This window comes from Pseudoalteromonas sp. SG45-3, assembly GCF_014164075.1.
In the GTDB taxonomy this organism is placed as follows: Bacteria; Pseudomonadota; Gammaproteobacteria; order Enterobacterales; family Alteromonadaceae; genus Pseudoalteromonas; species Pseudoalteromonas distincta.
Genome location: NZ_JACJEN010000024.1, coordinates 1 through 19,686 on the forward strand (window position 1 = coordinate 1; position 19,686 = coordinate 19,686).

General features: G+C 40.3%; 19 protein-coding genes. 5 read left to right on the plus strand and 14 right to left on the minus strand.

Annotation, left to right across the window (positions count from 1 at the left end; translation table 11 throughout):
• Nucleotides 1-156: 156 nt before the first annotated feature.
• The 6 genes from hemF to H5126_RS18880 all read right to left on the minus strand — a co-directional run bounded on the left by hemF (nucleotide 157) and on the right by H5126_RS18880 (nucleotide 5,104).
• Nucleotides 157-1,107, minus strand: a complete 951-nt coding sequence (gene hemF / locus H5126_RS18855) for an oxygen-dependent coproporphyrinogen oxidase (RefSeq protein WP_024594982.1) — start codon at nucleotides 1,105-1,107, stop codon at nucleotides 157-159.
• A 1-nt stretch (nucleotide 1,108) separates the two neighbouring features.
• Nucleotides 1,109-1,672 carry an L-threonylcarbamoyladenylate synthase gene (locus tag H5126_RS18860; RefSeq protein WP_004335153.1) on the minus strand — a complete coding sequence of 188 codons (564 nt, stop codon included), beginning with the start codon at nucleotides 1,670-1,672 and terminating at the stop codon, nucleotides 1,109-1,111.
• 25 nt (nucleotides 1,673-1,697) lie between these two features.
• The gene (locus H5126_RS18865; RefSeq protein ID WP_004335155.1) at nucleotides 1,698-2,273 is read right to left on the minus strand and encodes a type I DNA topoisomerase; all 576 of its coding nucleotides are present in this window, start codon (nucleotides 2,271-2,273) and stop codon (nucleotides 1,698-1,700) included.
• Nucleotides 2,274-2,387: 114 nt separating this feature from the next.
• Nucleotides 2,388-2,861, minus strand: coding sequence for a DUF494 family protein (locus H5126_RS18870; protein ID WP_004335158.1), 474 nt, complete (start codon nucleotides 2,859-2,861; stop codon nucleotides 2,388-2,390).
• Nucleotide 2,862: 1 nt separating this feature from the next.
• On the minus strand, nucleotides 2,863-3,954 hold the full coding sequence (gene dprA, locus H5126_RS18875; protein WP_182721035.1) for a DNA-processing protein DprA: 1,092 nt from the start codon (nucleotides 3,952-3,954) through the stop codon (nucleotides 2,863-2,865).
• A 31-nt stretch (nucleotides 3,955-3,985) separates the two neighbouring features.
• Nucleotides 3,986-5,104 carry a LysM peptidoglycan-binding domain-containing protein gene (locus tag H5126_RS18880; protein ID WP_138489867.1) on the minus strand — a complete coding sequence of 373 codons (1,119 nt, stop codon included), beginning with the start codon at nucleotides 5,102-5,104 and terminating at the stop codon, nucleotides 3,986-3,988.
• A gap of 118 nt (nucleotides 5,105-5,222) precedes the next feature.
• Between H5126_RS18880 and def the strand changes: the two genes are divergently transcribed.
• The 4 genes from def to trkA all read left to right on the plus strand — a co-directional run bounded on the left by def (nucleotide 5,223) and on the right by trkA (nucleotide 9,455).
• Entirely contained in the window at nucleotides 5,223-5,729 is a 507-nt protein-coding gene (gene def, locus H5126_RS18885; protein WP_004335162.1) for a peptide deformylase, read from the plus strand.
• A 21-nt stretch (nucleotides 5,730-5,750) separates the two neighbouring features.
• On the plus strand, nucleotides 5,751-6,704 hold the full coding sequence (fmt, locus tag H5126_RS18890; protein ID WP_182696206.1) for a methionyl-tRNA formyltransferase: 954 nt from the start codon (nucleotides 5,751-5,753) through the stop codon (nucleotides 6,702-6,704).
• Entirely contained in the window at nucleotides 6,697-7,992 is a 1,296-nt protein-coding gene (rsmB, locus tag H5126_RS18895) for a 16S rRNA (cytosine(967)-C(5))-methyltransferase RsmB (protein WP_004335167.1), read from the plus strand. The genes fmt and rsmB overlap by 8 nt, the downstream gene beginning before the upstream one ends.
• An 86-nt stretch (nucleotides 7,993-8,078) precedes the next feature.
• Nucleotides 8,079-9,455 (plus strand): Trk system potassium transporter TrkA, encoded by a 1,377-nt coding sequence (gene trkA / locus H5126_RS18900; protein ID WP_154904167.1) that lies wholly within the window; start codon nucleotides 8,079-8,081, stop codon nucleotides 9,453-9,455.
• A gap of 81 nt (nucleotides 9,456-9,536) precedes the next feature.
• Here trkA and H5126_RS18905 read toward each other — a convergent pair whose 3' ends face one another.
• The 8 genes from H5126_RS18905 to H5126_RS18940 all read right to left on the minus strand — a co-directional run bounded on the left by H5126_RS18905 (nucleotide 9,537) and on the right by H5126_RS18940 (nucleotide 17,331).
• On the minus strand, nucleotides 9,537-9,752 hold the full coding sequence (locus H5126_RS18905) for an EF-hand domain-containing protein (RefSeq protein WP_024597191.1): 216 nt from the start codon (nucleotides 9,750-9,752) through the stop codon (nucleotides 9,537-9,539).
• Between the two features lie 75 nt (nucleotides 9,753-9,827).
• Entirely contained in the window at nucleotides 9,828-10,040 is a 213-nt protein-coding gene (locus H5126_RS18910) for a calmodulin (protein WP_004335174.1), read from the minus strand.
• A 140-nt stretch (nucleotides 10,041-10,180) separates the two neighbouring features.
• Nucleotides 10,181-10,393, minus strand: coding sequence for an EF-hand domain-containing protein (locus tag H5126_RS18915; protein WP_004335175.1), 213 nt, complete (start codon nucleotides 10,391-10,393; stop codon nucleotides 10,181-10,183).
• Nucleotides 10,394-10,857: 464 nt separating this feature from the next.
• On the minus strand, nucleotides 10,858-11,517 hold the full coding sequence (locus H5126_RS18920; protein ID WP_182721036.1) for a flagellar brake protein: 660 nt from the start codon (nucleotides 11,515-11,517) through the stop codon (nucleotides 10,858-10,860).
• Nucleotides 11,518-11,562: 45 nt separating this feature from the next.
• Nucleotides 11,563-13,014: a TrkH family potassium uptake protein gene (locus H5126_RS18925; protein ID WP_004335179.1), complete on the minus strand. Its 1,452-nt coding sequence runs from the start codon at nucleotides 13,012-13,014 to the stop codon at nucleotides 11,563-11,565.
• A gap of 96 nt (nucleotides 13,015-13,110) precedes the next feature.
• Complete coding sequence (locus H5126_RS18930) at nucleotides 13,111-13,725, minus strand: YigZ family protein (RefSeq protein ID WP_182721037.1); 615 nt, start codon at nucleotides 13,723-13,725, stop codon at nucleotides 13,111-13,113.
• Nucleotides 13,726-13,811: 86 nt separating this feature from the next.
• Nucleotides 13,812-15,134 (minus strand): Xaa-Pro dipeptidase, encoded by a 1,323-nt coding sequence (gene pepQ, locus H5126_RS18935; protein WP_182721038.1) that lies wholly within the window; start codon nucleotides 15,132-15,134, stop codon nucleotides 13,812-13,814.
• A 310-nt stretch (nucleotides 15,135-15,444) separates the two neighbouring features.
• Complete coding sequence (locus H5126_RS18940; protein WP_149601906.1) at nucleotides 15,445-17,331, minus strand: transglycosylase SLT domain-containing protein; 1,887 nt, start codon at nucleotides 17,329-17,331, stop codon at nucleotides 15,445-15,447.
• A gap of 192 nt (nucleotides 17,332-17,523) precedes the next feature.
• Here H5126_RS18940 and fadB point away from each other — a divergent pair, with 192 nt between their 5' ends.
• Complete coding sequence (gene fadB / locus H5126_RS18945) at nucleotides 17,524-19,683, plus strand: fatty acid oxidation complex subunit alpha FadB (protein WP_138489862.1); 2,160 nt, start codon at nucleotides 17,524-17,526, stop codon at nucleotides 19,681-19,683.
• The last annotated feature ends 3 nt before the right edge of the window (nucleotides 19,684-19,686 follow it).

Sequence of the window (19,686 nt, forward strand, 5' to 3'; positions counted from 1 at the left end):
TACCAAGCGCACAGGGCGTGCATCTGTGAAAGTGTTATGGCAAGGATGGCTTAAGTTACAAGCCATCCTGGAAGGCTACGATTTAGCAAAATCTCTTGAGTCAGACTTGTGATCAAGAGACAGCTAATTAGCGCCTTTTTGATTATTGTTTAATTTTTATAATTGCCACTCTCTGGCTATCAGCTCACTTGGTTGACTCGTTAACCACTCTTGCGGGCGTAAGTAATACTGATATAGGTTAGCTTCTGGGCTACTTGGCTCTGGTTTATAGTTATATTCCCAGCGTGCAAGTGGTGGCATAGACATTAATATAGACTCAGTGCGCCCGCCACTTTGTAATCCAAATAGAGTGCCCCTATCCCATACTAAATTAAACTCAACGTAGCGCCCGCGACGATAAAGCTGGAAATCACGTTGTTGCTCTGTGTATTCGTCATTTTTGCGACGTTCAATAATAGGTAAATAGGCATCTAAAAATCCATTACCCACCGATTGCATAAACGCAAAACTCTTTTCAAAACCAAGTTCGTTTAAATCGTCAAAGAATAAACCGCCTACTCCGCGAGTCTCATCTCTGTGCTTTAAATAAAAGTACTCGTCGCACCAGGTTTTGTATTTTGGATAAACGTCGCTGCCAAAAGGCGCACAAATGTCGTGAGCAACTTGATGCCAATGTTGTACGTCTTCTAATACTGGATAAAAAGGAGTGAGATCAAACCCGCCACCAAACCACCATATTGGCTCTTCGCCTTCTTTTTCGGCTATAAAAAAGCGCACATTGGCATGACTTGTTGGTACATGAGGGTTTTTAGGGTGAATAACTAACGACACACCACACGCATGAAAGCTGCGCCCTGCAAGCTCTGGTCTGTGCGCTGTTGCCGAACCAGGCATTGAAGCGCCAAATACATGAGAGTAATTAACTCCGCCTTGCTCTATTACAGTGCCATTAGTGGTTACGCGTGTACGACCACCACCGCCTTCTGCTCGCTGCCAGTTATCTTCTATAAATTTAGCACTGCCATCTGCAGCCTCCAAACCTTGGCAAATAGTGTCTTGCAAAGCCATAAAGTATGCTTTTACTTGATTTAATAATTCGCTTTGCATATTAACCTCTAAATATTTTGCCAGTCATGGCGTCTTTTATTGTGCTTGGTTGAGTATTACCACCTAACGGCTCGTCAACGTAAAAGCCAACTTGTTCTGCAAATTGCGCTTTGGCTTGCTCAATACTAATTACCGTTTCTTGACCGGTTAAGTTTGCACTGGTTGATACTAATGGCTTGCCAAACTCTTGGCACAAACGCTTTACTGTTGGATGGTTTGTTACTCTTACCGCGATGGTATCAAACTGCCCTGTGAGCCATTTAGGCGTATTTTTAGATGCAGGCATAACCCATGTAATTGCAGCAGGCCAACTCGAAAAAATATCAGCGCGTTTATCCATTGGTATTTTTGCATCATCTACGTATTTTAATAATTGTCCGTAGTTATCAGCGATTAAAATAAGCCCTTTTTCAACCGGGCGCTGCTTAATAGCTAATAGTGCCTCAACGGCTTGTTGATTATCTGGATCACAACCTAAACCATATACAGCTTCTGTTGGGTATAAAATAACTTCGCCTTGCGTTAAGCATGTTATTGCAGTGGGCGTATTTGAAAGGTCTGACAAAGTAGTCTCCAGATATAATTAAACGTTATTCAGTTGGGGTGAGCTTATGCATGCAGCTTTTTTGTGGGCATTGCAATAATATGCCGTTTGCCATATTTCTTTCTATGACGATAGGCCAGTCACATTCAGGACACGGATGTTCAACCGGTTTATTATTAAGCGTGTATTTACAACTTGGGTAGCAATCACAAGAATAAAATACTTTACCAAACTTATTACTGCGCGCGACTAAATGACCTTTTTTGCATTTAGGGCAACTAGGCAAAGTATCTTCGCTTTGCTTTTCTTCATTTTCGTTAGCAATATAATGACACTCTGGATAACCCGTACACCCAATAAACATACCATAGCGGCCATTTTTAACCACCAGCGGTTTGCTACACTCAGGACATGCAGAATCTTCTAATATTTTGATTTCGTTACTGTCGTGATGTGCCAGCGGCCTAATAAAGTCGCATTTGGGATAACTTGCGCATCCTAAAAAAGGGCCTGATTTACTATTGCGGATCACTAACTCTGAACCACACTGTGGGCATATCTCGTATTCTTTTTCGAGGGCGTGCTTGTTCGCCGAGAAAAGCGAATGGTCGATTTTACTCATGGTGATCCTAATAGGTTGGTGAATTTTCGCCTAATATACCCAAACCACTTAAAGATACAAGCAATGCCGTGCTTATCCTTTTAAGTAATTTGAGTACAATCAAGATAATTATCTCTAATGAAGAAGTTCGCTGGGTTCATCAAAAATCAAATCTTCCATTTGCTCATATGCCTCTTCAGAGCCAGGAACGTTAAACAAGATCATAAGTACAATCCACTTTAAGTCTTCTAGGCTTATAGTTGGTTTATCGAGAGAGGCTAAACAGTCCATTACCATTTCACGTGTTACATTGTTAATTACGCCTATTTGTTCAATAAACATTAAAAAGCCACGACACTCAGCGCTGAGCCTTTGGCATTCACTATCGGTAAATATACGCACAGCATCTTTAGGGTTAGCAATAAGATAAGGAGACTCATCGCTGTGTTGTAAATCGGCTAGTTGCTCTAACCAATCAAGAGCTTTAAATATCTCAGGCTTATTAAAGCCCGCACGCAGTAGCTCATCGGTTAACTCATTTTGCTCTGCAAATATATCCGCTTCGCTATGAATGTAATTTTCAAAAAGATACAAAAGAATATCAAACATATTACCTTCCTGCGCTTAACTTGATGTAACCATCTAAGACTCGCTCAATCTGATCGTCTAATTCTAAATCGAGCAACCTACTGAGTACTTTATCTATTGGCCACTGCGCACGACGCACAATGTCATCTACACTGGTTACTTCAAAGCCAATACTATTTAGAACCTCACATTGAGAATTGGCTTGAATCGGCTGCTCTTTATTAAATACATTATTGTCGTAAGTGAAACTCACCTCATCAAGAATGTCAGCCACGTTTTCTACCAGCTTAGCACCTTGCTTTATTAAAAAGTGACTTGCCTGCGCTAACGGGTTTTTAATAGAACCCGGTACTGCAAATACCTCTTTATTTTGTTCAAGCGCATAGCGTACTGTAATTAACGAACCACTTTTAATTTCAGCTTCAACAATAAGCACTCCTAACGATAACCCAGAAATAATACGATTACGGCGCGGAAAGTTGTGCGCATGAGCAGCTGTGCCTGGTAAAAACTCACTCACCAGCAAACCGCTTTCTAAAACTTGATCTGTTAATAGTTTATGGCGTTTGGGGTAGTAAATATCAACCCCAGTACCAAGCACAGCTATGGTTTTACCTGTACCAGCAAGAGAACCTTTATGTGCTGCACCATCTATTCCCCGCGCCATACCTGAAGTAACTGTAATACCCGCCAAAGTTAACTCGTATGCAAATTCTGAGGCTATTTCAAGCCCGGTAGGTGTAGCATTACGACTGCCAACAATTGCAATTTGTGGAGTTGATAATAACGAGACATCTCCCCTGCAAAATAGTAATAAAGGCGCACTGGCAATCTGCCGGAGATCTTCTGGGTAAAGCGCATCAAAAATACAGACAACAGTAATGTTGTTCAGCGCTATTAATTGCTCATAATGACTGACTTGTTGCCAATTGGTGTTGAGTAAATTACTCGCTTGATTAGCGGTTAACCCAAGCTGTAAAAGCTTGTCATGAGATAAGTCGAATAACGACCCAAGGGAATATTTTGTAGATAGTGCTAAAAGGGTTTTTATACCCAACCCTTTACACATATAAAAGGCAAGCCAGTGGGCTAGCTTGCCAGATGACTGATCCATGCTCTCTCCTAGAGCACCGACTCGCTACTTCTTAATGAATAACTGCAATATCTCCAATGCGAATTGGGTGCTGGTTTTTAGTTATTAATGCATAACTTACTTTGTCATACACTTTAAAGACAATTAGCTCACCAACTTTTTCTTTAGGCATGGTCCACGTTGTGTTTTGTTCGTCAGACTCATCACCAAATAATTGGCTCACATCAGATAAAAGCTTCTCATATTTACTAGAATCTTCTGGATAACGAGGGCCACGAGGACCATCAATAACCGTTGGTGATTGACGCTCTAGATCTAATACATGACCCGCTTCTATATTTTGTTCACTGCCTAAGTTTAGCACCACAACATCCATTGTGCTGAATTCTCTAACTTCGCGTGGTGAAGCAATAATATTACCTGTTACAGGTTCTAAAGGACGGTGTATATCAAAGTACGCAGGAAGCATTTGGCCTTCCATTGCCGGCATTAAAAAATCACCTTGCTGAATTTCTCGTTTAACAGACTCAACACGTAATGATGAAGGCACGCCATTTTTCTCATCGCCCGCTCTAAAAGCACGTGCTATACCCACATAAGATGCACGCGTTGCTAACACCTCACCGGTTAAGTCAGTGTAGGGGTCACCTTTATGGTAAATGGCATATGCTTTATGTACTTGTAAGTCGCCTTTAACATATAAAATATGGCCTAGCGTTTGTGTTTTAGTATTTTCGTTTGCACCTAAAATATAAGGTTTACCTTTAATATCGTCACTGTTCATTGCTTGCTCGTAACTGATATAAGGTTTGATCATTTCAAGCGGCAAAGTAGTAATAGCATCACGCCCTTTTGGTGTAATACGACCCTGAGGAGATAGCTTTCTATATCCTTTATTGATCACTAAACGTGGGTTTCCATCTGCATCGTATATCAACGCTAATGCATCACCGGGGTAAATTAGGTGTGGGTTGTCAATTTGTGGATTCATTTGCCAAAGTTCAGGCCATAGCCAAGGCTCATCTAAATAGATGCCAGAAATATCCCAAAGTGTATCGCCTTTTTTTACAACATACTGTTTTGGTGCGTCTTTTTTTATTTTAAGTACATCAGCAACTGCGGGAAACGCAGCGCTTAACGTAAGCATGATTGCAAGTAGTGGAGATTTCATCGAGCTTCCTTGTATTGTTTTTTCATTATTATTGCCCAAAACCTGTTAAAGGTGAACGCGAATGGCTAAAATAAGAGCATACAATACCCTAAATTAAGCACAAGTGAAAAAGGTAACTATGGCTAGGTTAGAAGTTTTAAGATTTCCAGATGAACGTTTACGTACTGTAGCAAAAGATGTTGTACAAGTTGACGACACAGTACGCCAAATTGTAAAAGACATGCTAGAGACAATGTACGATGAAAATGGCATTGGACTTGCGGCCACGCAAGTAGATATTCATCAACGAATCGTTGTTATTGATGTATCAGAAGAGCGCAATGAGCCTCTGGTATTAATTAATCCACAAATCATTAAAAAAGACGGCTCTACCGTTAGCGAAGAAGGCTGTTTATCAGTACCTAACTCGTATGCAAAAGTAGATCGCGCAGAAACAGTAACAGTCGCAGCACTTAACGAAAACGGTGAAGAATTTGTACTAGATGCAGATGAATTATTGGCTATTTGTATTCAACATGAACTAGATCACCTTCAAGGTAAGCTATTCATTGATTACTTATCTCCATTAAAGCGCCAACGTATTCGTAAAAAGCTTGAAAAAGAAGCCAAGTTTGCAGAACAGTAATAAGCACCTTAGGAAAACTCAGTGACTCAACCATTACGCATTATATTTGCCGGTACGCCGGACTTTGCCGCACGTCATTTACAAGCGCTGATACAAAGCGAACACCAAATAGTGGGTGTATATAGCCAGCCAGATCGCCCTGCAGGTCGTGGTAAAAAATTAAAAGCCAGTGAAGTGAAAGAGCTAGCGCTTGAGCACAACTTACCGGTTTTTCAGCCACAGTCATTAAAAAATGATGAAGCACTAGCTGAGCTAACAAGCTTAAATGCCGACATTATGATTGTTGTAGCATATGGCTTAATTTTACCTAAAGCTATTTTAGAAGCGCCACGTTTAGGTTGTTTAAACGTGCATGGCTCTATATTACCGCGCTGGCGCGGTGCTGCACCTATTCAACGCGCAATTTGGGCAGGTGATGAACAAACCGGCGTAACAATAATGCAAATGGATGAAGGGCTAGATACCGGCGATATGCTACATATAAGCCGCTGCCCTATTAGCACAACAGAAACTAGCGCAAGCTTATATACAAAGCTTGCTGAGCTAGGTCCAGATGCGTTAATTGAAACCATTAATAAATTAGCTAATGGTGAGATCACCCCTGAACCTCAAGACGATGAACTTGCTAACTACGCTAAAAAGCTTTCTAAAGAGGAAGCTGATATCGACTGGTCCATGAGTGCGCTTCAAATCGAGCGAAACATTCGCTCTTTTAACCCGTGGCCAATGTGCTTTACCCAAATGGGTGGGCAAACAGTAAAGATTCATCAAGCGCAGGTTATGCTGCAATCAGGTGATCCTGGGCAAATTTTATCAAGCGACAAAAATGGCGTAGTAGTGGCGTGTGGCGAACACGCTTTATGTATTACGCAATTACAGCCGCAAGGTAAAAAACCAATGGCAATTAACGACTTTTTAAATGGTCGTAGTGACTGGGTTACTCCTGGCACAATATTAGGCGAAAACAATGAGTAATGTTCCAAACGTACGAGCGCTTGCCGCTGAAACTTTATATAACGTAGTTGATAAAGGCGCATCGCTTAATCAAGAACTTCCATTTGCAAGCCAAGGCTTGCCGCCTAAAGATAAAGCGTTGCTACAGCAAATTTGTTATGGCGTTTTACGCTACTTACCGAGCCTTGAAAATTACTGCCAACACTTAGTAGAGCAGCCATTAAAAGGTAAACGTAGAATATTTCAGTTTTTATTATACGTAGGTATTTATCAACTGCAGCATATGCGCGTACCACCTCATGCTGCCATTTCAGAAACGGTTAACGCACTGGCTCAATTACGCGCTTTAGGATTAAAAGGACTGATAAACGCCATTTTACGTAGCTTTCAGCGTCAACAAGCTGAGCTTGAAGAAAAAGCGAAGCTTATTCCGGTATGTTTATACAACCATCCAAATTGGTTTATTAAACAGGTGCAAACAGCCTACCCAGATAGCTGGGAAGCACTACTTGAAGAAAACCAGCAACAAGCGCCGATGTGGCTTCGTGTAAACCAAGCACAATTTAGCACGCAAGAATACAGCGACATGCTTAGCGCTAACGATATTGAACACACCTTAAACCCTGATTTTATTGATGGGATTAAGCTTGCCAAACCACGTGATGTATTTTCGTTACCTGAGTTTGATACAGGTGCATGTTCAGTACAAGATGCTGCCGCACAACTTGCAGCTCGCTTTTTAGAACCTAAAGCAGACGACTATATTTTGGATGCCTGCGCAGCCCCTGGCGGTAAAACATGTCATATTTTAGAGCTTGCTGATGCTGATGTACTTGCACTTGATAGCGACTCAACTCGCCTTGAACGTGTTAAGCAAAACTTAACTCGTATTGGCTTAGGTGCAGACCTACAATGTGGCGATGCATCGCAACCACATACCTGGTGGGATGAAAAATTATTTGATCGTATTTTACTTGATGTGCCTTGTTCGGCCACTGGCGTAATTCGCCGTCACCCTGACATAAAATGGTTACGTCGCGCATCAGATATCGAAGACTTAGCCAAGTTACAAAGCGATATTCTTGATAGCATTTGGCCACTGTTAAAACCAGGTGGCACATTGGTATATGCTACGTGTTCGGTTCTTCCACAAGAAAACCAACAGCAAGTTGCTAAGTTTTTAGCTAATAACGATGATGTAGAACATATACCTCTACACGAAAACGATACCGTAACAACGCCAGGTTTGCAGTTACTGCCCGGTGAAAGTGATGGATTTTATTACGCTAAGCTAGTTAAAAAAGCCTAATAGCCGTACACTAAATAGTTAGCCATTTATGAAACATTAAATGGCTATTTTTTTAATTAAATTATGATCAATACCACGGGTAAATAATGAAAATAATTATACTCGGTGCCGGGCAAGTTGGTGCTACGCTTGCTGAAAACTTAGTTGGCGAACAAAACGAAATTACCGTTGTTGATATAGACGGTAACCGATTACGTGAACTTCAAGATAAGTACGACTTACAAGGGGTTATGGGCCACAGTGCGCATCCTGATGTATTACGCCGTGCAGGTGCTGAAGATGCCGATATGATTATAGCGGTAACCAGTTCAGATGAAGTGAACATGGTTGCATGCCAAGTGGCGTACAGTATTTTTAAAACGCCCACTAAAATTGCCCGCATTCGCTCAGAGCAATATTTAAAATACCGCGAAAAACTATTTCAAAACGATGATTTACCAATCGATCATTACATTGCTCCCGAAGCACTGGTCACTAAGTATATTCGCCGTTTAATTGACTACCCTGGTGCTCTGCAAGTATTGCAGTTTGCTGATGGCATGCTCTCGTTAGTAGCCGTAAAAGCTTACTATGGCGGTTTACTTGTAGGTTATGCGTTATCTGCACTTAAAGAACATATTCCTAATGTAGAAACTCGTGTTGCCGCTATTTATCGTCAAGGTAAAGCAATAAAACCATTGGGTACCACCGTTATTGAAGCCGATGACGAAGTATTCTTTATTGCCGCTACAAAACATATACGCGCAGTAATGAACGAGCTACAAAAACTTGAGCGTTCGTACAAAAAAATTATGATAGCTGGTGGCGGTAACATTGGGGCAGGCCTTGCCCGCTCACTTGAAAAAAACCACACCGTTAAACTAATTGAACGCAGTAAAGAACGTGCTGAGCAACTCTCAGAAATGCTCGATAACACGGTCGTTTTTTGTGGTGACGCATCTGATCAAGAACTGCTCTCAGAAGAGCATATTGAACAAGTAGATGTGTTTATTGCCGTAACCAACGACGATGAAGCAAACATTATGTCAGCCATGCTTGCAAAACGTATGGGCGCACAGAAAACCATGGTGCTTATCCAGCGTGGTGCTTACGTTGATTTGGTACAAGGCGGCGAAATAGACATTGCCATATCGCCACAACAAGCAACAATATCAGCGTTATTAACGCACGTACGCCGTGGTGATATTGTTAATGTGTATTCACTGCGTAAAGGCGCAGCAGAAGCCATAGAAGCGGTAGCTCATGGTGATGAAAGCACATCTAAAGTGGTTGGTCGTGCGATTGCCGACATAAAACTTCCTGCGGGTACAACTATTGGCGCAATAGTACGTAATGACGATGTACTGATAGCCCACGATGATACAATTATTATGTCGGGCGATCATGTCATTATGTTTTTAATCGACAAAAAACATATTACCGTTGTAGAAAAACTATTCCAAGTAAGTGCTATATTCCTTTAACTAGTTACGCTAATTAGTTAATTTAAAATACAAAAAAGCCGCTGACTAAGGCGGCTTTAGTGGAGTATCTTCGAATATTGATTACTGTACCTTTGAAAACTCTTCTTTAGAGATTTCACCATTTCCATCAGTATCTAAATCATCAAAAATCTTCACAAGTTGAGGGTTAACCTTCGCTTCTTCCATTGTAATCGCACCGTCGCCATCTGCATCAAAAGAGGCAAAATCTACTGCAGCATATGCTGCTGATGAAGATGCTAAAACGATAACTGCAAGTGTTGTATTGAATGTTTTCATAATAATATTCCTAGTAATATGGGAAGTCCTTTTCAAAGATCCCTGACTGTGAAAAATGTTTAATCTGAAAAAAGATTAGTAATTAGCGAATTCTTCTTTAGAAAGCTCGCCGCTACCGTCGGTATCTAGCTCAATAAATTCAGCCATTAAATCGGTATCGACAGCCGCTTCGCTTGGGCTAATTGTGCCGCTACCATCGATATCAAGGCTGTCAAAATCTGATGCTGCAAATGCAGCTGAAGAAGATGCTAGTACTATAAGTGCTAATGCTTTATTTAAATGTTTCATAACTTAATCCTTCAATGTTCTATCAAAAAAATTGCTTCGTTTAACTTAAAACGTAATTTTTCACTTCCTTGTTATCCTCTTTCGTAAGCTCCCTTGCCTACTTAGGTTGTCTTTGGCAACTCAGGATAAATACTTTTTAATTAAGCTTCTGAAAATTCTTCTTTTGATAACTCACCATTTTGGTCAGTATCAAGCTCAGAAAACATGCTCATTAATTTTGCGTCTACTGATGCTTCTGCTTGGCTAATTGTGCCACTGCCGTCTACATCAAGTGTGTCAAAATCTGTTGCTGCAAAAGCGGCTGAAGAAGATGCAATAGCGATAAGTGCTAAAGTTTTATTAATGCTTTTCATAATATGTATCCTTCAAATTTATGTGTGTGCGATTAAGTATTTCACTTTGAACCACGATTTCGTTCAGTACACCCTGACTATTACAACTTAAATGCCAACATTGAAAAGACATTAACTTTCAATAAGTTAAAAATAAAACGTACAATAATTAGGAATTTTCAGAGTCATTACTGTTGCCTTTTCGCAACACGCTTTAGAGGTAAAGAACTAAAGTTATTAAAAACAAATAGTTATGTTTATATAAAAAGATACATTTTAAAATGTAGAGCTATAAAAGGAGGGATTTTAAAAAACAATTCAGGTTAATTTTAACGAAGTAGCTATAACAACAAAAAACAAGCCATAACAAACAATACGTAAAACACTGTTTTATTTGAATAATATTTTTAATTATATAAAAACAAAAAATACTTTATAAATATCCGCTTAAAACGCCATTTTGTTGCAAATAAGCGAAAAACGATTTATTCAACGGTGGGCTCAAGCGCAGATGGGTCTATAAAATGCTCTTTCATAAAGGTTTTCATTTCATCCTCGCTTGCTAGTAGCTTAATTCCGCAGTGCACACCTGCGGCATGCTCTTTAACACTGCAAATTTCACCTTCAAAATCGTTATCACTACTATTGAGTACGACAGTGCATTGCATATCTTTAATACCTTCAGCTTGCTGATCGCCTCTAATATCAAACATTACACCAGTGAGTGAAATGTCCTTAATAAGGCCTTCAAGTACCCTATCGTCACTTAGTTTTAGCTTTGCAGGTAATAAGGTAGGTATGCGTGTTTGCGAGCGTAGCGCAAATAACTGCACTTGCTTAGGAAAATTAATAAAGACGAGTTTAGCGGGATGAGAGGCTACTGACATAATTTGTTGGCGAAACGCAATAACTTGCCCACCACTACCTTCAATAAGCGCTCTTACAACAACCATTACGCCATCACGTAAATAGTCACTCGCTGCAGGTAAACGCTTAGCATTGGGATAATTTAAAATAATAAACTGTTTATCGAGTAAACCAACTAATTCAGTTTTAACACGCTTACTGCTTGTAGGTGTTAATATTTCTAGGTCGACTAAGCTGCCTACACTTATATGCTTTAGCTTTTCTAAATTTGTTGGCATATCCCTTTTTCCAATATTTTGTAATTTAAAACTTAAGCCGCTCGTTTATCCACGCCAAAAAGTAGGCGTAAATAACACTAATAAAGTAAATATTTCTAGGCGACCAAACACCATTGCAATGGTAAGCAACCATTTAGCTCCATCTGTTATAGCACCATAATGCGACGCTACATCCCCTAAACCAGGCCCTAAGTTATTTAAACAAGCCGCAGTGGCTGAGAACGCAGTTATGTTATCCATACCCGTGCCCATAAGCGCTAACATAATAATAATAAATACAAGCGCATATGCAGAGAAAAATCCCCACACGGCTTCTACTACTTTATCTGGCAACGCCTTACGACCCAGCTTGATTGAATATATAGCACGAGGATGCACTAAACGATTGAGCTCACGCACGCCCTGCAAATAAAGTAAAAATACGCGGACTACTTTCATGCCACCACCGGTAGAGCCTGCACAGCCACCAATAAAGCTCGAAAATATAAGTAAAATAGGTAAAAACAATGGCCATGTTGAAAAGTTATCAGTAGCAAAGCCTGCTGTTGTACTCATTGAAACAGCTTGAAATAACGCCTGATCTAGGGTTTCGTCGCCATTAGCAAATATTTCGTTAGAGGAAAGTACGGTAAAACAAATAACCACCAGCGCTAATTGAATACACAAAAACACCTTAAACTCTGGGTCTCTAATATAAACTTGTATATTTCGGCTCGCCACTGCGGCGTAATGCAGGGAGAAGTTAACAGCGGCAATAATTAAAAAGAACACACAAATAAAGTTAATTACAGGGCTGTCAAAGTGCCCCATGGAGGCGTCGTAAGTAGAAAAACCACCTATCGCCACCGTTGAGAATGCATGGCATATAGCATCAAACCACTCCATTCCCGCAGCCCAATAAGCCAGCATACAAGTAATAGTCAACGACACATAAATATACCAAAGGTGCTTTGCAGTATCGGCAATTCGCGGGGTCATTTTAGAATCTTTTACAGGCCCTGGTATTTCAGCGCGGTACAACTGCATACCACCAACACCTAGCATTGGGAGTATAGCAACAGCGAGTACGATTATACCCATACCGCCAAACCACTGGAGTTGCTGGCGATAAAACAATACCGACTTGGGTAAATACTCAATACCGGTAAGCACCGTAGCGCCGGTGGTTGTTAAGCCAGAAAATGCTTCAAATACCGCATCGGCGAGCGATAAGTTAGGTTCTTGTAAAAAGATAAGCGGCAAGGACGCAAACGCCCCAAGTACCAGCCAAAACAAAACAACAATTAAAAAGCCTTCACGTGCTTTTAAATCACCGTTTTCATGGCGGTTTGGGTAATAAGCCATCATGCCAATAACAACACTAAAGATAAATGCTAAAACAAAAGGAACACCACCACCGTCTTTGTATATTAAAGACACCAGTGCCGGAGGCACCATGGTAATACTAAACAGCGCAACAAGTTGGCCAAGAATTTTTATGATGGTACGAAATTGCATTTAGCTTGTCGCTTTTATTATTAGTAAATTCAGGCTGAGTAGTATCAACCAAATTAAATAGGGTCAGTATGCATTATATGCAATTTGTGTAGGTTATTACTCTTTAATAGTTAACTCAACTGCGCCGTGACTTAAATCAAAAATATCTTTGATTGCTTGCTGAGCTTTACGGCTATCGATTGTAATCACCCACTCAATATTAGCAGTAAATTGCTTATCAATATTAAGCACTTGATACTTTGTTTTTAATAACTGCTCAATCGCGCCTTGCATGCTGTACTCACTACTCCCAGTAATTTCAACGCTGGGAACTTTAAGCACCGTTTGCAATTTTACTAGTGCATTATTTAATGAGCCACCATAAGCACGTACTAGCCCGCCGGTGCCTAATTTTATGCCGCCAAAATAACGTGTCACCACGGCAGTGATTTCGCCAAGGCCCGAACCCACCAGCACATTTAACATAGGTTTCCCCGCAGTGCCATTAGGTTCACCATCATCCGAAAAACCATAAACATGGCTGCCACCAGGATTGCCTGCCACATGTGCCCAGCAGTTATGACGTGCATCGCTATACTTTTCTTCAATGCTTTTAATAAATGTTTTTGCTGAATTTAAATCGGGGGTGTGTGCAATGTGGACTATAAACGTACTTTTTTTTATTTCTTCTTGATGAAAAACGTCAGCAGCAGGATATTTATATTCAGACATATTAAGAGCTCAATTAAAAATGGGGCCTAAAGGCCCCGTTCATATGCATATTTTAACGTTTATTCGCTAACTCGTCTTTATAGAAATTAATCGAGTTCTAAATTACGCGTCATATTCTCTAGGCTATCTTCGTGAACAATAATGTTATCTTCAATACGAATGCCGCCAAATGGTTTAAATGACTCTACCTTTTCCCAGTTAATAAACTGCTTATTATCGGTTTGCGCTAAATCACCAAGCAGTGAATCAATAAAGTATAAACCTGGCTCAATAGTAAACACTTGGTTTTTTTCGATCAGGCGAGTACAACGCAAGAACGGATGCCCTTCAGGCGATGGTTGATGTGTGCCCTTTTCGTCACTCATAAAACCGCCCATATCATGCACTTGTAAACCTAGGTGATGTCCTAGTCCATGCGGGAAGAAAGTAGATGTAATTTTACGCTCAACAATTTCCTCCGCGGGTAGGTTAACAATTTTAAAGTCACTAAGTATTTGTGCGATACGATTATGACATTCAACGTGTAAATCACCATAAAGCATACCCGGCTTTAAACCTTTACCTAACTCGATTTGTTGAACAGTCATCGCTTGCACAAGCTCAGCAAACTCACCCTGCTTTTTAAAATCATACGTACGAGTAATATCAGCAGCGTAACCATTAAAGTTTGCACCGGCATCAATTAAAAATGAGTTGTGGGTGTGTGGCACTTTTGGATCAAAGTGCGTGTAGTGCAAAATAGCGCAGTTTTCGTTAAGCGCAACAATGTTGCCGTACGGCATTTCATTTTCGCTTTGACGTGTCGCCATTAAGTACGCTTGCTGAATGTCGAACTCGCTACCACCATTAAAGAATGTATCGCGTGCAGCTTTATGCCCATCTACTGCAATGCGGTTAGCGTTGCGTAAACATTCAAGTTCGTACTGGGTTTTATAAGCGCGGTGGTAATGAAAATAGTTAAGTACAGGCTCAGGGTTCATAATACTAAAACCAAGTGCTTGCGCTACTTCAATGTATTCACCCATGTAAGCATATTTAGCTTTATCGTATGGTAATAACTTTTCTACTTGATCAGGCTGAAGTAGTAGCTCTATATCAAAGTACTCTGCCCAAAAGTCGCGAGGCTCGTCTGGTACTTTATGCCAAAAATCTACCGGGCGATAAAATATGAGTTTTGGCTTGTCGCAGCCATTTACCACAATCCAGCAATGAGGATTATCAATAACCGGTAACCATGCTTTAAACTGTGGATTAACTTTAAATGGATAATACATATCATCTAAAAACTGGCGCTTAGCTTGGCCTGAATGAATTACTAATCCTTCTAACCCTTCGCTATTACAAATTGTACGAGTACGCTGTTGCAGTGTTGCAATATGTTCGGCGTATAAAACGGCTAATTTATCCATTGTTAATCCATCTGTTAAATTTAACTTGCTATGAGTCTATCACTTATACCAATTGCATTAAATTAATGATCTATTATAGCGATAAGAAAATAGCTTAATAACAAGGCTAAAATTATGATACATAGTTGTTCTATATAAATAATTTTTAACGCAGTTATTGAGTTATTTAATACGCTAGAATGATCATGTTTTTAATAAAATTGGTATGACCCTCAGCGCTCAAAAAAGGGGGATATTTAACATGTAAACATCCCCCTTATTAATACCTATACCTATCGTGTTAAGTTATTGGTCGACTGGTATCATATATTCAACCGCCCATTTTCATTTCGAGTAGCGGCGCTAATACATTACCTTCTCGGCCCATTCTTGTATGGTAAACCTGCCTGTACGCAAATACATTTTTTACGTAATCGCGGGTTTCGCGATACGGAATAAGCTCTACCCATAACTCAGCCGGAATAGCGTCATCAGGTAACCAACGCTTTATACGGTGATAACCCGCATTATAAGAAGCCGTAGCCAGCACTTCATTGCCATGGTTTTTCTTTTTTAAGTATTGTAAGTAACTCGTACCCAACCTAATATTTGTTTTAGGTTGATATAAACGACTACTTGTCACACTGCCTTTATTTACATACTCAGCAGTACTTGGTAATAACTGCATTAAACCACGCGCATTAGCATGCGAGCGTGCATCTGGCGCAAAAGAGCTTTCGCGCCTCGCAATAGCAATACTCCAAGCAACATCTATCTTGCTACGTTTACTGTAGCGCTCAAAAACATCTTGAAACGCAAACGGAAAACGTTGCTCTACGTTATCCCATGCTTTAATTTTTGCTAAAGTAAAAATAGTACTGTCGTGCCAGCCTAAATCGGTAGATAACTGTGATGCTGCCAGCTTTTCTTCATCGCTGGAGGTATCCGTTAGGTAATTCCATTCACGGCGTGCCGACGTAAAGCGCTCAATATCATAAAGTGCTTTTGCACGCTTAAAGCCTGGTGCATTACTCACTTTATCTACAAGTACCTTATCGACTGCTAAAGGCTGATTATTTAAATCAACGGGCAACCCCAAACGTGCTGCGGCTAAAAAGCCGTAATAATCACGATTAGCCGCTACTTTTTTCCAAATGTCGTCTGCTTTTTGTTGCTCGCCACGTTGTGCATAGCTATAAGCTAACCAATATTGCTGACCAAGACTTAAATTTTCTTTACCTGTAAAAAATGCAGCAATCCCTTCCCAATCTTGGGTTTTGAGCATATTGCCCAGTTGCCACTGAATAAGCTTGCTGTCTAGTCGCTCTTTTGGCACTTTATTTAGCCAAAAGCTCGCTTGTTTATGCCCGCTAGAGGCAAGTGACAATGCAAAAGTGTAATACACATCCGCTTTTTCTTCATCGCTGTACTTAAATATTTTTTCTAGCTTTTCCCATGCTTTTAAAGCTAGCTCTTTATCGCGCCAAACCAAACGCTTAACACCATAGATAGCTATTTGCCCTTCTTTAGCCGACTTGTTTTTATATCTATATAATCCAGCGGCTGCGCTTGGATCTTTTCGCACTTTTAAATATAAGTCAGCTAAGTAACGCTCCTTACTTGGTAATAAAGTTTTTAAGTAAGGTAATAAGCTTTGCGTTCCGCCTTGTGCAGCAAGTGTTACACGCTTCCAAACCGTTTCTTCTTTCATGTAGCCTTTTTTACGCCACGTAGAAAATAAACTATCACAACCATTAGGTTGCGATTTACCTACAGCCCATAAGTCGGTCACCTGATTTAGAATTGCCTTTTCGGGCGCACCTAAATCAAGCTGAAAATCTAAATAAGTACAAGTAAGCTCCGTATTAGACGTTTCACGATAGTTGCGGATATACGCCGCCTTTTCGTTGTTATCTTTTAAATACTCTAACCACGCTTTACGGACCGGCCACTCAAGCGGCGTATGCTGGTATATATTTAAATATTCTTCTATTTCTGCCTGATGTTTAATGCTCGGATGGCGTTGCCAATACGTTTTTTCAACATAAGGTTTTAACGGATGATTTAGGTTACTAACCGCTTGTTTAAAGTCTTGGTAACTGCCGTACCTTACTTTTTTTTCGGCATCTAAAAATGCATCGTTATCGTTACTTGCCTCGGCAGAATGAAGAGGAAAAATGAATGCAGCTGCCGCAACACTTAGTAAATATTTTTTCATAATGTCCTTTAATAAAAATTAAAGTTGTGAATAAAAACTTTTCAACCACCTTAGCACCAAACCAGCTATATTTTAACCAGTCGATTGTAACCGAGTTAAATTTTTCGTTGCATTTTTAATTTAAAGCAAGCACACTGATTGAAATGCAAACTCATCGTACCAGTCTTAGTTCGTCAACTAGGGAGAATAATAATGTTATATAAAAGCGATTCCTTTGAAGTTAGCTTCCTAAAGGAAAACATCGCCGAGTTTAAGTTTTGTGTTGCAGGTTCTGTAAACACACTATCTCAAAAAACTCTTTCAGATTGCGCAGCAGCATTAAAAGAATTAGCCGCCAATACTGATATCAAAGGCATGATTTTTACCAGTGATAAAGACCACTTTATTATTGGTGCCGATATCTTCGAATTTTTACCTACATTTACTAAACCTGAAGAAGAATTAGTAGTGTGGATCAAAAACGCAACCGACGTTTTTGATGCAATTGAAGATTTACCATTCCCAACTCTAAGCGCTATAAACGGTATGGCACTTGGCGGTGGTTGTGAGTGGGCACTTGCTACCGATTATCGTGTGGCAAGCGAAACAGCTAAAATGGGCCTACCAGAAGTTAAACTTGGCATAATGCCAGGGTTTGGTGGCACAGTGCGCTTACCACGTATCATTGGCGCCGATAACGCGATGATGTGGATTACCTCAGGCGCAGAAAACCGCGCAGCAGATGCCCTTAAAGTAGGTGCGTTTGACGCGGTAGTTAGTGCTGACAAACTTTTAGAGTCAAGTGTATCAACACTTGAACTGGCGATTGCTGGCAAGCTAGATTGGCAAGCAAAACGCAACGTAAAACTACAGCCACTTAAATTAAACCGTGTTGAGCAAGGCATGAGCTTTGCTATGGCAGAAGGTATGGTAATGGGTAAAACCAAAGGCCACTATCCTGCACCGGTTATGGCTGTACGTACTATTAAAGCAGCGGCAAACTGTACTCGCGATGAAGCAATGGCAATCGAAAACGCTAACTTTGCTAAATTAGCACGTACACCAGAAGCAGCAGCACAAACTGGTATATTCCTAGCTGATCAATACATTAAAGGTAAAGCACGTAAATTTGCTAAGCACAGCGATGTAGAAATTAAACAAGCCGCTGTATTAGGTGCTGGTATTATGGGTGGCGGTATTGCATACCAGTCTGCTTATAAAGGCACACCTATTATAATGAAAGACATCCAACAAGATGCGCTTGATTTAGGTATGGGTGAAGCATCTAAATTGTTAGGTGCAAAAGTTAAGCGTGGCCACATGCCAATGGAAAAAATGTTGGCAACACTTAGCAAAATTAAACCAACACTTAACGAGTCAGACCTACAAAGTGCCAACATCATTGTTGAAGCCGTTGTAGAAAACCCTAAAGTTAAGCAAGCAGTACTCGCTGATCTTGAAAAAAACATGCCAGAAGGCACTGTACTTACTTCAAATACATCGACTATTTGTATTGATTTACTAGCACAAGCGCTAGATAAGCCAGAAAATTTCTGTGGTATGCACTTTTTCAATCCAGTGCCAAAAATGCCATTAGTAGAAATTATCCGTGGCGCAAAAACCTCAGATAAAACTATTAATGCAGTAGTTGATTACGCGCTTAAATTAGGTAAATCGCCAATTGTTGTTAACGATTGCCCAGGTTTTTTTGTAAACCGTGTTTTATTCCCTTACTTTGCAGGTTTTAGCAAATTAGTGGTTGAAGGCGCTAACTTTGCAAAAGTAGATAAAGTAATGGAAAACGTATTTGGCTGGCCTATGGGTCCGGCTTACCTACTTGATGTTGTAGGTATTGATACAGCGTTTCATTGTACTGGCGTAATGGCTGACGGTTTCCCTGAGCGTATGGCGCGTGCTGATAAAGACCCTGTGACTATTTTTGCCAACGAAAAACGTTTTGGTCAAAAGAACAAAGCCGGTTTTTATAAATACGAAACAGATCGTCGCGGTCGTCTTAAAAAGTCTCATGACGAGACAGCAATTGAGCTATTAAGCCCAATTACAGACGCACCAAAAGAATTTGATAAACAAGAAATCATCGACCGTTGTATGATTCCAATGATTAACGAAGTGCTACTGTGTTTGCAAGAAGGCATTGTTGCCTCGCCGCAAGAAGCAGATATGGCATTAGTTTACGGTGTTGGTTTCCCTCCATTTAGAGGCGGCGCGTTCCGTTACTTAGATCAAACTGGTTTAGCTAACTTTGTTGCAGCAGCAGACAAATACGCTCACCTAGGTGCGATTTACCAAGTATCTGAACAAACTCGCAAGTGGGCCGAAGAAGGTCGTGTTTTCTATAAGGTGGAAGGTTAATAT

Coding starts and splice junctions, on each gene's coding strand:
- hemF (WP_024594982.1), bottom strand. CDS start 1,107: ATGCAAAGCGAATTATTAAATCAAGTAAAAGCATACTTTATGGCTTTG.
- H5126_RS18865 (WP_004335155.1), bottom strand. CDS start 2,273: ATGAGTAAAATCGACCATTCGCTTTTCTCGGCGAACAAGCACGCCCTC.
- H5126_RS18870 (WP_004335158.1), bottom strand. CDS start 2,861: ATGTTTGATATTCTTTTGTATCTTTTTGAAAATTACATTCATAGCGAA.
- dprA (WP_182721035.1), bottom strand. CDS start 3,954: ATGGATCAGTCATCTGGCAAGCTAGCCCACTGGCTTGCCTTTTATATG.
- H5126_RS18880 (WP_138489867.1), bottom strand. CDS start 5,104: ATGAAATCTCCACTACTTGCAATCATGCTTACGTTAAGCGCTGCGTTT.
- def (WP_004335162.1), top strand. CDS start 5,223: ATGGCTAGGTTAGAAGTTTTAAGATTTCCAGATGAACGTTTACGTACT.
- rsmB (WP_004335167.1), top strand. CDS start 6,697: ATGAGTAATGTTCCAAACGTACGAGCGCTTGCCGCTGAAACTTTATAT.
- trkA (WP_154904167.1), top strand. CDS start 8,079: ATGAAAATAATTATACTCGGTGCCGGGCAAGTTGGTGCTACGCTTGCT.
- H5126_RS18905 (WP_024597191.1), bottom strand. CDS start 9,752: ATGAAAACATTCAATACAACACTTGCAGTTATCGTTTTAGCATCTTCA.
- H5126_RS18910 (WP_004335174.1), bottom strand. CDS start 10,040: ATGAAACATTTAAATAAAGCATTAGCACTTATAGTACTAGCATCTTCT.
- H5126_RS18915 (WP_004335175.1), bottom strand. CDS start 10,393: ATGAAAAGCATTAATAAAACTTTAGCACTTATCGCTATTGCATCTTCT.
- H5126_RS18920 (WP_182721036.1), bottom strand. CDS start 11,517: ATGCCAACAAATTTAGAAAAGCTAAAGCATATAAGTGTAGGCAGCTTA.
- H5126_RS18925 (WP_004335179.1), bottom strand. CDS start 13,014: ATGCAATTTCGTACCATCATAAAAATTCTTGGCCAACTTGTTGCGCTG.
- H5126_RS18930 (WP_182721037.1), bottom strand. CDS start 13,725: ATGTCTGAATATAAATATCCTGCTGCTGACGTTTTTCATCAAGAAGAA.
- pepQ (WP_182721038.1), bottom strand. CDS start 15,134: ATGGATAAATTAGCCGTTTTATACGCCGAACATATTGCAACACTGCAA.
- H5126_RS18940 (WP_149601906.1), bottom strand. CDS start 17,331: ATGAAAAAATATTTACTAAGTGTTGCGGCAGCTGCATTCATTTTTCCT.
- fadB (WP_138489862.1), top strand. CDS start 17,524: ATGTTATATAAAAGCGATTCCTTTGAAGTTAGCTTCCTAAAGGAAAAC.